Raw genomic sequence first — 13,010 nt, 5'->3', positions numbered from 1 at the left:
TTTGACTTTAGGGCATTATCCGTCGCACGCCCCGAATTCCGCAAGGAATTCTATCCCATCGAGGGCCTGGCGGATGGGCCTGGTATCCTCGCTGCTGGCCCCGGTCATGATGGCCGTGGGTAGTCCAGCACGGTCCCCTGTAATCCGGGCACGCCAGAAGGTATATCGGATCGCATCCGGCGCGAGAGTCATCGTGCGCGCGGTGTCGAACGTCTTGAGGTCGCAGCGCAGTGCTGCAAGCCGTGCGGCCGCATGGGCAAGGTCTCCGGCCTCGAAAGCCTCGGCAGAGCGTGCCATCTCCAGGAGGACCTCGTTGAGTCGCCAGGCAAGGCCATCCTGGGCGGCAAGCTGGCGCGCTGTCCCATCGTCAAGCCCGAATCCGGCGGCGCGCTGTCCCGCAGCGAGCAACGCTTCGGCACGCCCATAGCGAAGCGGCCCGGACTTTGCCCGCGCAGCCTCCATCAGCGCTTCAATGCCGCCAGTCTCGATCAGATCCTTGGCGGCTTGCCAGCCATAGTCCGGATATGGGCCGGTGTCGGTTCGCTGTTTTGCTGGCGCCTGCGGCATCCGGCCGGCGATCTCGGTTTCGAGCGCATCGCCGCCCACGCTCTGCGCCGTGCGGAGCATGTCGGGGCGAAGACGCACCCGTTTGTCTTCCGGCAGCACGGCGGCCGCTTCAGCGGCGCAGCGCACCAGCCCGGAAAGCGTGGTATCCTGTCCGCAGACGGCCCCGGACTGCGCCCCGGCGAACGTGACGGCCAGAATTGCGGCAAGAGTAGCGACGATCGCGGTTTTGAACATGCCATCTCCTGCCATGGCTTGCCTGAACGTCCAATGAGCGGTTTTGATCTGGAACAGGCTTGTCGAATCGCGCCAGTCCTGACTCGCAGGCTCAATGGCTGCGGGCCAGCTGGCAGGCCATGGAGGGGACAGTATGGTCCGGTATGCCGATCTTCGGGATCCCGATCTCTTTACCGAGGACGAGCGCGACTGGGTTTCGCGCCGCCTTCTGGACCTGCGCGCGCACATGAAATCGCCGCCGGGGATCGGCATTCCATCGCGGACACGCAACTCCAGCCTGATCATCGGCACATGGAATCTGCGCGACTTCGACAACAACAAGTACCGGCATGGTCCGCGCCGCCGCGAAAGCCTTCTTTATATTGCCGAGATCATCTCCGGCTTCGATGTCTGCGCCATTCAGGAGGTCAATGAGAATCTCGACCCCTTGCGCAAGGTCATGGAGATCCTCGGGCCGCAATGGGACTTCATTGCCACCGATGTCACAGTGGGGTCATCAGGCAATCGCGAACGGATGGCTTTTGTCTTCGACCGTTCGAAGGTCCATTTCCAGAATGTCGCTGGCGAGGTGGTCCTGCCGAAACACGCCCTGCTGCCGGATGAGCAGCAATTCGCGCGCACGCCCTTTCTGGTCCGCTTCCAGGCTGGCTGGTTTCATTTCACGCTCTGCACGGTCCACATCTATTTCGGATCGGATGAAAAGAACTCCGACCGGTTCCAGCGCCGCGTCGCTGAAATAAAGCATATTGCAGAGGAGATGGCCCGGCGGGCAGACCGCGAGGACGAGAACTACATCCTGCTGGGCGACTTCAATATCGGCAACAAGATGGGCGCGACCATGGATGCCCTCACGAGTGCCGGCTTCCAGCTGCCGCCGGAGCTCTTCCCGTCCAATGTGCTGGGCGACAAGTATTATGACCAGATCGCCTTCCGCACGCGCAAGGACAAGGTAACCTTCATCAATGCTGGCGCCTTCAACTTCACCAAGTCGCTGTACCTGCCGGAACACTACGACCACTACGCCCCGGTCCTGCCAGAGCGCCATCGCGAGCTGAAGGAGAACGGCACGCCAAAGAGCCGCAGCGAGGACAAGGACTATTACCTCTCGCGCTGGCGCACCTGGCAGATCTCGGATCACCTGCCGCTCTGGGTCGAGCTGGCGATCGATTTTTCCGACGAGCACCTTCAACACAATCTGTCGGCCGCTGCCCAGCAGGAGGGCAAACCCGCGCAGCTGGAAGTCGTCGAGGAAGAAGACGGCACCATCAGTACGCTGGTGCCGCCGGCATCCGACCATGCAGAGGTCAAGCGCCGCCGCAAACGCAAGTCGCCTCACATTCCCGGCAAGGAAAAGGAGGGCACGGCGCGCGTCGATGGAAAACTGACACTTGGCCTGGCGTGGAAGATTTTCTGGTTTGTCGCCACCGGGAAGGCAGAAAAGGTCAGAAAAATGCGCGAAGAGAAGGCAAAGCAGGAAAAAGAATCCCCTTGATGCCTACCGGCGCAATTTCGTCCCGCCGGCGCATAAAAAAATTTCACATTTCCCCTATTGACCACAATTGTAATCAAACGTATCGACTACAACCGTAGTCAATGAGGGATGTGGATCCGATGCAGATCACACCGGCTGAACTTGAAATCATGAACGTGCTGTGGGACCAGCCCGGCATCGGCGCGAGCGAGATTGCCGAAGAGTTGAAGGACGACAAGTCCTGGAACATCCGCACGATCAAGACCCTTGTCGGGCGCCTGGTTGAGAAGGGCGCACTGACGACCGAGCCGGATGGCCGGCGCTATCTTTACCGCCCTGCCATCAAGCGGGGCGACTACCAGAAAAAGGCGGCGAAACAGTTCGTCGACCGCATGTTCGGCGGCCGCGCTGCGCCGCTGGTTGCCCATCTCGCAGATTCCCGGGGGCTGACCCCTGAGGACATTGCCGATCTTGAAGCCTTGTTGGGGGAACTCAAGAAATGAACGCGCTCAACGACATCAGCCCACTGCTGGCAAACGCCCTGCAGACAAGTATCGCCGTCACGGCGCTGATCCTGCTTGTCCTGCTGGTCCGCAAGCCCTTCGCCCGGAACTTTGGCGCAAAAGCCGCCTATGCCCTGTGGCTCGTTCCACTGGCGCGGCTATTCATGCCCCCGCTCCCGGCCAATACTTCTCTGTTCGGCTTCCTCGCACCAACGCAGGACGCTCCAGGGACGACGGAAGTTGCCGCACCGCACTGGATATCGGCCCGGGTGGATACACAGGTAGAAGTGCCAGCGCCTGCCGAATTCCCGCCCGTTGTGAAAGTCGACTGGGCGGCTGCGCCCGAGGCTTCGGAACCCGGCATGATGGACGGCATCATCGCGTCGCTGCCGTCCATGCTGATACCGGTCTGGCTGATCGGGATTACCGTTATGCTGGGTCTTGCCTGGCGCAGGCAGGCGATCTTCCACCAGCTGATCCGCGACGATTCCTCGCCGGCCAGCGATCCGGTGAACGAGATGACCCATGAGATCGCGGCCCAGCTCAAGGTGCGCCGCAGGTTCGAGGTCCGCACAAGCCTTCTCAATGGCAGTCCTCTGGTCACCGGCTTTCTGAAGCCCGTGATCCTGCTGCCGGAATGGTTCGAGGCTGATTATTCCCCGCGCGAACGGCGTGATGCACTCACCCATGAGCTCATGCACATCAAGCGCGGCGACCTTCTGGCCCTGCACATCGCCCAGATCATGCTGGCCGTGCAGTGGTTCAATCCCCTGGCTCATGTCGCCATCCGGGCCTTCCGGGTGGACCAGGAAGCCGCTTGCGACGCTGATGTACTTCGGGCGGGAACATCATCGGCGTTCTCCTATGGCCGCACCCTCGTCAAGGCAGCCCGCCTTGCCGGACCGGCCGACACCGCGTTTTCGGGCGCGAACCTCACCCTGGCGCATCCCATAAAAGAAAGACTGATACTGATGCAAAATGCCGCCCCTACCCTTCGCCGCCGCCTGCTTGGCTCGACCCTCGCGGTTACCATCGGCACGGCTGCGATCTTCGCGACCGCTTCCTGTGCCGCGTCGGCCTCCCCGAAGGACCAGTCCCCGGCCGAGCTGGCCGGTGGCGACGAGAGCGAAGTTCACGTCGTGAAGGATCATGAGACCCGCGTTTACCGCTTCTCCTCTCATGACGGAGACGACGACCGGCAGTTCGTGCTCCTGAGCGATCCGTTTGAACCGCTCCAGCCACGCCTCGACAGGGTTCACAAGCTGGACCTGTCGGATCTCGAGGACGAGATGAAGGTTCTCTCGATCGAGATGAGCAAGATCGGAGAACTTGAAGGGCTCAAAGTCCTGCAGGACATGGATCTTTCCGGACTGGCATCCCTTTCCGAACTGGAAGGCCTTTCGGAACTCGAAGGCCTGGCAGAACTGGGAAACATGACGTTCGACTTCGACCTCGACTTTGACGGCTTCGATATCGAGACGATCGAGACCGATGATGGCATCAAGATCATCATCCCCGACCAGGAGATCTTCATCTCGAAGCTCGACGGAAAGAACTTCGAAATCCAGATCGAGAAGGCTGCCGCCCTCGCCGAAGCCCATGCCGAACGCATTGAAGCCATGGCGGAAGCACAGGCCGAGCGGGCTGAAAAGATCGCTCTGGTGATCGAGACCCGCATGGAAGACAAGGCCGAGCGTATGGAAGAACTGGCCGAACGGATGGAAGCGCGCGTTGCCATGGCCTTCGAGGACGGCCTCGAGGACGACCTGGAAGCGGCCGGCGAGGTCGTGGAAGATCTGGCCGACCAGTGCGAAGACCGGGACAGTGACGAAACTTCACCGGTTATCGTCAGCACCCGCGGCGAGGATGGGCAGATGTACCGCGCGCTCTGCGTCGGCGGCGACCGCTCGCGGCTCGAGGACGAAGACGTGAAGGGCTTTGTTGCCAATCACCCGGCCCTTACCGACGCCGAGAAGGAACGCTTCACCCAGCAGCGCTCCTATTCCTTCGAATTCTCCTGGACAGACGACTGATCCCTTCGAACCGGATTTGATCACCAGGACCCCTCTGGCCCCCGCCCTCTGGCGGGGGTCTTTTTTATCTGAGCAGCCGGCCTGCCATGGCGCGATGGACGAGCAACCCGATGCCGAACAGCACGGTAGTCAGACCGAGAAAGGCGAAGAGCTTCAACCACCAGGAATCGAACCGGTCGTCGCCCGTCACATCCATGATGTGAAAGCGCCACAACACATCGAAGAGGCGCCACTTTCCGGTTCGCACGGCCTTGACCTCGCGCGTGTCTGGATCAACCCAGAACGTCGCCCGGTCGGCCCCATCGAAATCGACCCGCCAGAGCGGTTTGCCGGAAAATGCCTCGCGCGGTGGGCGCTCGACAAGCTCGACACTGGTCACCGCGCCATCGCCCGCCCAGGCCGCTTCAGCGATGGCGCGCACGGCGTCAGCGTCGGGCGCCGGCAGCAGCGAACCTGACCGGGCGTCGAATAGCTGGCTACCGCTTTCGGAGGCGGCTTCCCAGACCGGTTGCCCGAGGATCACCCGCAGCTCCAGCTGCTCGACCGGACCCGAGAGCGGCGGCGGCACAATGCCCGCAAGGTCAGCCGCGTCCATTGACGCGGACTCTTTACGCAAGTGTTCGCCGCGGATCTGTTCGATCGGAAAGAGCGTGAAGAACAGTCCACTCGCGGTCCAGAACAAGAGCTGGAGGCCAACAACGAGACCGACAAGCTTGTGCGCCCTGGCCAAACGCCGCGCATTCCTGGACATCACAACACTCCCGGCTCGGCTACATTGAAGGGCTTCTGCAGAAGACACACCGGACCTGTCGAGGTGAAGCGAGCATGCACCGGGTCAGACCAGCAATCGCGACACATCGGCAGGCAATCGGCCTTCGCGGGCCTGCGCAAGCGCTGTCAGCACCATGAGATGGGTGAACGCATCCGTCACCTCGCCTGCCAGGCACATGGCAACGAGCGTCTTCATCGAGACCCGGCGCAGGGCAAGTTCCTCGCTCGCTTCGGGTTGCGCATCGCCCTCGGACAGTCCCCAGGCAAGGTAACCGATCGCCCGCTCATCACTGACCGAATTCGACAAGTGCCAGTGCCCGATCTCATGCCAGTGCGCCGCCGACAGGCCGGTCTCCTCACGCAACTCACGCCGGGCTGTTCCAAGCGGCGGCTCGGATTTGCCGCCGCCGCCCTCAGGCAGCTCCCAGCTATACTCATCGAAGGGAAACCGATGCTGGCCGACAAGCCAGGTATGGCCATGCTCGTCGACCGGCAGGACGCCAATCGCGAGATTGGCATACCGGACGACACCATAGGTTCCGGGGTCCCCGTTCGGATGGGTGACATGGCTGGACTCCACCCGGACCCAGGGGTTTTCGAACGACACTTCCGTGCGATGGACCTTCCACGGGCCAACTCTTCGTACATCATCCGACATGCGAGCGAGCCTATGGCCGGAATTCGGATCCGAAAAGCCCGGAGCTGAGCGATGCTGGCGAATCGCGCGGCGATGGCCTATCGCCTGAGCCATGACATGGATCAGTGCCCTTATCATTCTCATTGCGACACTGATCACAGCGTTTATTTCGGGCATCTTCGGCATGGCAGGCGGGCTCATCCTGATGGGCGTGCTGACGGCGATCCTGCCCGTCGCGACAGCCATGATCGTGCATGGCGCGATCCAGATGGTGTCGAATGGCTGGCGCGCTTTCCTGCTGCGCAAGCATATCAACTGGCGGATTTTCGCGCGTTACACGGTCGGTTCGCTGGCGGCCGTCCTGCTTCTGATCCTGCTCGCCTGGCGCCCCGACAAGACCATTGTCTATCTCCTGCTCGGCCTGACACCGCTGATGGTGTGGGTGCCCAAGGCCATCATCGATCTTGATATCCAGAAGCGCGGTCAGGCCGAGGCGGCCGGTTTTGTCGTGCAGGCGCTGAATACGCTGGCCGGCGTGGCTGGCCCGCTGCTCGACCTTTTCTTCGTGCGCACGGACATGACCCGACAGGCCATCGTGGCCACCAAATCGGCCACGCAGGTCCTCGCGCATCTCGTCAAGATCGCCTTCTGGAGCGCGCCTGTCGTGGCCTCGGCAGGCCTCGCTGCCATGCCGCCGCTGTGGCTGTTTGCGCTTGCCATCCCGCTCTCGATGACTGGCACATGGCTGGGCGGGCTGGTACTGGAGCGGATGAACGACGTGAACTTCAAGCGCTGGATGCGCTGGCTGGTGACGGCAATTGGCGTCGTCTATCTCGCGCGGGCCGCCGGTTGGCTGTAGAGCAAAAAAACGCCGGCCTCTCATTCTGAGAGACCGGCGCCGTGCGATATCGCAAGGTGGTCGAGTGCTAGAACTTGTAGCCAGCACTGATCATGGCGGCATGGGTATCGGTGTCGCCGAAACCATACCATGTGTAGTCGCCACGCAGGACCCAGCTTTCTGTCAGGTCGAACTCGGCACCGGCACCAAGCGCGGCGCCGTCTTCTGAGTCCTCGACGGTGGTGAGATCCGTCCCACCGGGTGTGGTGACTGTCGCGTCGAGATCGACAAAGGCATAACCGGCGCGCGCAAACACATCGAGCTTGTCGCTGACCGGCATGGATGCCTTGCCGTAGACGCCGACCAGATAGTTCAGGCCGATGTCGCCGGACGCGTTGATCAGGTCGTTGAAGTCACCATCATTGTTGTCGTCGAGATTGAAGTCATCTTCATCGACATTGTAGTCGAACTCGCCATCGTCGATGCCCGTCGTGATATCACCTTCAAGGCTGAAATACGGGCTGAACTGATAGCCGGCGCGGGCCGTAATGGCATCGGTATCGACACCGGATTCGGCGCCGTCCGGCTGGATGTCGAGATAGCTGTAGCCGCCTTGCAGATAGAAGCCGGTGTCTTCTGACCCGGCTGCATATCCCTGCGCCTGTGCGGCACCAGCAGCAATCGTCATCGCGCCTGCTGCGCTGGCTCCGATGAGAAGATGTTTAAGCATGGGAGGTTTCCTCGTTCTGAGTTGCTTATTTGCCCCGGCCCGGAGACCGGAACTGGAACCCAAACGAGGCTGAAACAAGGCACGTTCCAACGTGTGCGAACACGCAGCTGCACATGTGGCAGTTGAGCATCACTTTCTGTATTTTAATTTAAAAAATACAAAGCGTTAATACACCTTGCGAGGCTCTGGAATGACGATCGATTCAGGGCCGCATATTGCTGGCACAGGCAGTGGGCGCAAGTCATCCATGCCTCTGTGCCGGAAAGACTCTCAGAGACCGCCCGGCTGTGCCTTCCTGCATTCCACGCAGGACAGCTTGCCGATTTCCAGACGCAACGGTCCGGGAGAAACCCAGCTGAGCATGGCCGGCTCAGGCGCATCGACGACGGCGACAACCAAGGAGCAGCCGCCCGCCGTAATCGTATAGGTATCGTCCCCGATCGTGCTGATGCTGTCGATCGGGCGGCTGCCAAGCGCCGCCTCGACTTCTGCGCTCGAAATGATCAGCTGAAGCTCTCGCTGCCTTTCGGACTGCGGCGGCAAGGCCGCCTGGACGGCGAGTGGCACAGCCAGGAAGCCGGCAACAACAAGGCTCATTCTCATGATTTCACCCCCACATCGTTCAGCCAGACGCGGAGGGTGTTCGAGAAACGCACTTTTATCAAGTCAAACGACGGGCGCGGAAGAATTCGCGAAGCAGAGTGGCCGCCTCCGGGGCACTTGTTTCGTCCTGAACGATTTCGGGGCGCCAGTGACAGGTCGGCTGTTCGAAAAATCGTGGCCCGTTCAGCACTGCCCCGCCCTTTTCGTCAGCCGCAGCAAAGACCAGCCTCCCGATCCGCGCGAAGCTGATCGCGCCGGCGCACATCGCACACGGCTCGAGCGTGACGTAGAGGGTCGCGCCAGTCAGTCGGTAATTTCCCGCGGCCTCACATGCCGCACGAATGGCGGCGATCTCTGCATGAGCGGTCGGGTCATGCGTCGCGATGGGTTGGTTACGTCCCTCACCCAGCACAGTGCCGGTTTCGGAATCGCAGACAACCGCCCCGACCGGGACTTCTCCTGCCTCAGCAGCGAGGCGCGCCAGATCCAGCGCGCGTTGCATCATGTCATGATCCCTGCTCATCAGCATCGCCATACACCGAAGCGTGCTTTCCTGCACAGGGGCCCGGTGCTATGGCCGCTTCCCATGCGCATCATATCCGGACGCTTCAAAGGCCAGCCGCTGGCCGCCCCGAAAGGCCGAAACACGCGCCCGACATCCGATCGGGCACGCGAAAGCCTGTTCAACGTGCTCACCCATGCGAGCTGGGCACCGCCGCTGGAAGGCGCGCGCGTGATTGACCTGTTTGCCGGGTCCGGCGCGCTTGGCTTCGAAGCAATGTCGCGCGGGGCGGCCTTCTGTCTTTTTGTGGAAACAGATAGCGCGGCGCGCGGAACGATCCGTGACAATGTCGAAGCCTTCCAGCTGTTCGGAAACACCCGCATCCACCGGCGTAGCGCGACGGACCTGGGGCCGAAGCCAGCCGGCGTCGGTTCGCCCTTCACCATTGCCTTCCTCGACCCGCCCTACCACCAGGGCCTGGTGACGCCATGCCTGGATAACCTGCTTGCAGGCCAGTGGCTGGCCACTGACGCCATCGCCGTCGTGGAGACCGATGCGAAGGAAACCTTCGACCACGACGGCTGGGAGGTCCTCGACGAGCGCGAAGCTGGCAAAGCAAAACTGACCGTCCTGAAACCGGCCTGAGCCCGGTTCAGTCGTTCAGAAAGTCCTGATGGATATCCAGGCTCGACTGCTTGCCGACCTTCGGTTCGCAGGTTTCCAGCCATTCCTCGGCATAGGCGCGGCCCTTGTCGCGAAGGCCCGTGAGGAAAGACCAGCTCGTATCGTACTTGGACTCAAGGCGCAGGGTGCGCAGGCTCTCACCGCCCCGGATCGCATGGATGTTCACCTTGCGATAATTGCTGCGAACCGTCTTCGCGAGGAGGTTCTGGTTCAGCAGCTTCTGGACGAAGGCAATCGCTCGCAATTCTCCCAGCAGGGACGCGTTGAAGGTGATCTCATTCAGCCTGTCCTGGATCTCACCGGCCGTTCGCGGTGTACCCGGCCGCTCGATCGGGTTCAGCGTGATCAGCACGACATCGCGCGGCGCATCCGAATAGAAGAGCGGGAACAGAGAAGGGTTGCCGAGATACCCGCCATCCCAATAGGGCACGCCGTCGATCTCAACTGCCTTGAAGGTGTGCGGCAGGCAGGCTGAGGCCAGCACAGCGTCAAGCGACACCTCACCATCCTCGAAAATTCGGACCTTGCCGGTTTCAACATTTGTCGCGGCGACGAACAGGCGGAGGCTTGATGCATGGACAGCGTCGAAATCGATCTGCGACTCGACCGTTTCGCGAAGCGGATTGATGTCGAATGGATTGAGATCGTAAGGGCTGAGGAAGGAGGTCATCGCCGCCGCGAAATTGTGCGGCGTCCAGGCCTTGAACGGGTGGTTCTGGAACATGCTGGACGCCGCGCTCGTCGGCATCAGGGCATCCAGCGGCGCCCCCCGGCGGGAAATCTCGCGCCAGAAGGATTCCAGCGCCTCGCGCGCCCCGGCAGGTCCGCCGCGCTCAAGCCCCGTGATGTAGGCCACTGCGTTCATGGCGCCCGCCGAGGTTGCCGTCATGGCCCTTATGTCCAGGGTCTCGCATTCGCTGAGCCGGTCCAGAACGCCCCAAGTGAAGGCGCCATGGGCCCCACCACCCTGCAGGGCGAGACTGACAGGCTTGGGTTTGGGGACAGACCGCGCCATAAGGCCTCCTTCCAGATTGCCCATAGGAAGTGCTGCGAGGACACTCAATGACAAATACCCGAAACCGGCCGCAACCTGTCGACGGCCTACGTCCGCAAGCGGCCGTGGGGGTTGTATGCATAAGGGACGGGCAGGTCCTCCTCATCCGGCGCGGAACCCCGCCGCTGACCGGCGAATGGTCACTGCCCGGCGGACGGATCGAGCCGGGCGAGCCTGTACGCGACGCTGCCCTGCGCGAGCTGATGGAAGAGACTGGCATAAAGGCGGAGATTGCCGGGCTCATCGATGTCGTCGATGCGATCGTCGAGAACCGGGAAAGGACGCTGGTTACCCGTCACTATGTGCTGACCGACTTTGCCGCGCGCTGGCTCGAAGGGGAGCCTGTCGCTGGTGACGATGCAGCAGATGCGCGCTTTTTCCCGCTAGCTGAACTCCACTCGCTCGGCCTCTGGGATGAGACCGAACGGGTTGTCCGGGCAGGCGCGCGCCTGGTCGCCCAGCTTCCGCATGACTGAAAAACGTGCTAGTCTACGGATGTAGCGCAAACATAACAAAACAAGCGCACAAGGGAGGATCGGCGTGCCGTGACACGTATCCTGTTCAGTCTCGCCATATTGGCCGTGACGCTATGCGCCACTGCACAGGCGAACACGAACGAGGAAATGAACATCCCCATCGAGGTTACCTCCACCGGTCATCTCGTCGTCGACCTGACACTGCATGATGGAGAGCCCGTATCGGCCATTTTCGATACCGGGGCGACCTTCGCCATGGTGGGTGGCCGGACGGCTGCGCGGATCGGTCTGATCGAAGACGAGAATGGCCGGCTGATCGATATTGTCGGCCTCGGCGTCAAGGGCACCTATCCGGTGGTTGACCTCGGCCCCGTCCGTTTCGGCGGTGCCGACAGCGGTCCCTTGACGGCAGCGCTCAACAGGGACTTCAGCCTGAAGCCGACCGATACCGTGTTGCCTGCCAGGTTCCTGCCGCACCGGACCCTGGATTTCGACTTCGAGAAGGAAAGCCTGTCGGCCTACGATTCCCGGCCAAGGCGCGTCTACCATTCCACCACCAGCCGATTGCCCGTGACCTGGATTCACGGCCTGCCCTTCATCAAGGTCGAAGTGAACGGGAAGTCTGGCCTTGCCCTGGTCGACACCGGCGCCAGCAATACCTTCATCAACAGCGCATTTGCCGACAAGGCCGCGCGGGCCGACAAGGATTTCGGGCTGATCGAAGTGACCAGTTCCACAGGCGTGGTGAAGCCCCTTCGCATCCTGTCGAGCCGCAGGTTCACATTCGGTGATTTCAAGATGCGCCACTTCGAGGTGATCGTGATCGATCCCGCCTTTCTTGAGACTGTCGGTCTTCAGGACCAGCCGATCATGGTCATGGGGCTCGACATCCTGCAACATTTCCGCCTGCAGCTCGACAGGGACGGTAATCGTCTCCACCTCAGCAAGCGCGACCGCCGCGTCGCCAAGATGCCGAGCCTGTTCTTCGACTACAACTGACCCCTGAGGACTGCCCGGGACCGTCTTCCGCGGATCGGCGCTTTCCGTTCCGTCAATATTGTAAAGACGAGGCGCTTCTTCCTTTATGCCGTCCGAAAGACAGGGAGTTTCCAGATGGCATTCGCACCATTCGATCTGACGGGCAAAACCGCACTCGTCACCGGCGGCAACAAGGGCATTGGCCTTGGCATGGCTGAAGGACTGGCCGCGGCCGGCGCAAACCTCGCCATCTGGGGGCGCAAGGAGGCCGACAACAAGGCGGCGGCCGAAAAGCTCTCTGGCATTGGTGCGGGTGAAGCAAAGGCATGGACCGTCGACGTCGCAGACGAGCAGGCCGTCATCGAAGCCACGCAGGATGTGGTAAAAACCTTTGGACGCATCGACACCTGCATCGCCAATGCCGGCGTCGGTTTCTCGGCGCCCTCTTTCCATGAAATGACCACCGAGATCTGGCGCAAGAACATGTCCGTCAATCTGGACGGCGCCTTCTGGACGCTTCGCGAGAGCGCGAAACACATGGTCGCCCGGTCGAAGGAAGGGGATACAGGCGGGTCGCTGATGGGAACGGCGTCCCTCGGCGCGCTCATGGGCGCCCCGAAGAACGAAGCTTACACCGCCACCAAGGGCGCGCTGATCACTCTGATCAAGGGGCTTGCAGTCGAATATGCGCGCTATGGCATTCGCGCCAATACGATCCTGCCGGGCTGGATCGCGACCGACATGACGGCCGGTGCCCAGTCGAACGACAAGTTCGAGACACATGTGATCAGCCGTGTACCGATGAAACGCTGGGGCGAACCGGAAGATTTCGCCGGGGCAGCCGTCTACCTCGCTTCAGATGCGTCGCGGTTCCACACCGGCGACACGCTGCTGATCGATGGCGGATACGTGCTCTTCTAGAGCCGGGA

General features: G+C 61.7%; 15 protein-coding genes. 8 read left to right on the top strand and 7 right to left on the bottom strand.

The genetic code is table 11. The features are described 5' to 3' along the window. Window positions 1–15: 15 nt before the first annotated feature. Entirely contained in the window at window positions 16–801 is a 786-nt protein-coding gene (locus tag D1223_RS00835) for a hypothetical protein (protein WP_119374517.1), read from the bottom strand. Window positions 802–934: 133 nt separating this feature from the next. On the opposite strand from D1223_RS00835, the gene D1223_RS00830 reads away from it, so the two are divergent. The 3 genes from D1223_RS00830 (at window position 935) to D1223_RS00820 (ending at window position 4,808) form a co-directional block, all read left to right on the top strand. Further along, window positions 935–2,293, top strand: a complete 1,359-nt coding sequence (locus D1223_RS00830) for an endonuclease/exonuclease/phosphatase family protein (RefSeq protein ID WP_119374516.1) — start codon at window positions 935–937, stop codon at window positions 2,291–2,293. A 119-nt stretch (window positions 2,294–2,412) separates the two neighbouring features. After that, on the top strand, window positions 2,413–2,775 hold the full coding sequence (locus tag D1223_RS00825; protein ID WP_119374515.1) for a BlaI/MecI/CopY family transcriptional regulator: 363 nt from the start codon (window positions 2,413–2,415) through the stop codon (window positions 2,773–2,775). After that, a complete protein-coding gene (locus D1223_RS00820; protein ID WP_119374514.1) occupies window positions 2,772–4,808 on the top strand; it encodes a M56 family metallopeptidase in 2,037 nt (678 codons plus the stop codon). The genes D1223_RS00825 and D1223_RS00820 overlap by 4 nt, the downstream gene beginning before the upstream one ends. 64 nt (window positions 4,809–4,872) lie before the next feature. Here D1223_RS00820 and D1223_RS00815 read toward each other — a convergent pair whose 3' ends face one another. Next, window positions 4,873–5,559, bottom strand: coding sequence for a PepSY domain-containing protein (locus tag D1223_RS00815; protein WP_119374513.1), 687 nt, complete (start codon window positions 5,557–5,559; stop codon window positions 4,873–4,875). A gap of 84 nt (window positions 5,560–5,643) precedes the next feature. After that, window positions 5,644–6,330: an NUDIX domain-containing protein gene (locus D1223_RS00810; RefSeq protein ID WP_233352989.1), complete on the bottom strand. Its 687-nt coding sequence runs from the start codon at window positions 6,328–6,330 to the stop codon at window positions 5,644–5,646. On the opposite strand from D1223_RS00810, the gene D1223_RS00805 reads away from it, so the two are divergent. Further along, window positions 6,329–7,075 (top strand): sulfite exporter TauE/SafE family protein, encoded by a 747-nt coding sequence (locus tag D1223_RS00805; RefSeq protein WP_119374512.1) that lies wholly within the window; start codon window positions 6,329–6,331, stop codon window positions 7,073–7,075. The two genes, D1223_RS00810 and D1223_RS00805, sit on opposite strands and share 2 nt — an antisense overlap. Window positions 7,076–7,142: 67 nt before the next feature. On the opposite strand, the gene D1223_RS00800 is transcribed toward D1223_RS00805, so the two are convergent. From D1223_RS00800 to D1223_RS00790, 3 genes are all read right to left on the bottom strand, one after another. After that, window positions 7,143–7,784, bottom strand: a complete 642-nt coding sequence (locus tag D1223_RS00800) for a porin family protein (protein WP_119374511.1) — start codon at window positions 7,782–7,784, stop codon at window positions 7,143–7,145. A gap of 270 nt (window positions 7,785–8,054) precedes the next feature. After that, window positions 8,055–8,387 (bottom strand): hypothetical protein, encoded by a 333-nt coding sequence (locus tag D1223_RS00795; protein ID WP_147372629.1) that lies wholly within the window; start codon window positions 8,385–8,387, stop codon window positions 8,055–8,057. Between the two features lie 58 nt (window positions 8,388–8,445). Next, window positions 8,446–8,910, bottom strand: coding sequence for a nucleoside deaminase (locus D1223_RS00790; protein WP_119375227.1), 465 nt, complete (start codon window positions 8,908–8,910; stop codon window positions 8,446–8,448). A 63-nt stretch (window positions 8,911–8,973) separates the two neighbouring features. On the opposite strand from D1223_RS00790, the gene rsmD reads away from it, so the two are divergent. Further along, window positions 8,974–9,534: a 16S rRNA (guanine(966)-N(2))-methyltransferase RsmD gene (rsmD, locus tag D1223_RS00785; protein ID WP_119374509.1), complete on the top strand. Its 561-nt coding sequence runs from the start codon at window positions 8,974–8,976 to the stop codon at window positions 9,532–9,534. A gap of 7 nt (window positions 9,535–9,541) precedes the next feature. Here the strand turns inward: rsmD and D1223_RS00780 are convergent, their stop codons facing one another. Continuing rightward, window positions 9,542–10,588 (bottom strand): patatin-like phospholipase family protein, encoded by a 1,047-nt coding sequence (locus D1223_RS00780; protein WP_119375226.1) that lies wholly within the window; start codon window positions 10,586–10,588, stop codon window positions 9,542–9,544. A 47-nt stretch (window positions 10,589–10,635) separates the two neighbouring features. Here D1223_RS00780 and D1223_RS00775 point away from each other — a divergent pair, with 47 nt between their 5' ends. The 3 genes from D1223_RS00775 to D1223_RS00765 all read left to right on the top strand — a co-directional run bounded on the left by D1223_RS00775 (window position 10,636) and on the right by D1223_RS00765 (window position 13,002). Continuing rightward, window positions 10,636–11,103: an NUDIX hydrolase gene (locus tag D1223_RS00775; RefSeq protein ID WP_119374508.1), complete on the top strand. Its 468-nt coding sequence runs from the start codon at window positions 10,636–10,638 to the stop codon at window positions 11,101–11,103. A gap of 69 nt (window positions 11,104–11,172) precedes the next feature. Then, window positions 11,173–12,102 (top strand): aspartyl protease family protein, encoded by a 930-nt coding sequence (locus tag D1223_RS00770; RefSeq protein ID WP_119374507.1) that lies wholly within the window; start codon window positions 11,173–11,175, stop codon window positions 12,100–12,102. 114 nt (window positions 12,103–12,216) lie between these two features. After that, a complete protein-coding gene (locus tag D1223_RS00765; RefSeq protein ID WP_119374506.1) occupies window positions 12,217–13,002 on the top strand; it encodes an SDR family NAD(P)-dependent oxidoreductase in 786 nt (261 codons plus the stop codon). Window positions 13,003–13,010: the final 8 nt, after the last annotated feature.

It is taken from the genome of Henriciella mobilis, from assembly GCF_003576285.1.
GTDB classification, from domain to species: Bacteria; Pseudomonadota; Alphaproteobacteria; order Caulobacterales; family Hyphomonadaceae; genus Henriciella; species Henriciella mobilis.
This window is presented reverse-complemented; position numbering and strand designations above follow the sequence as displayed.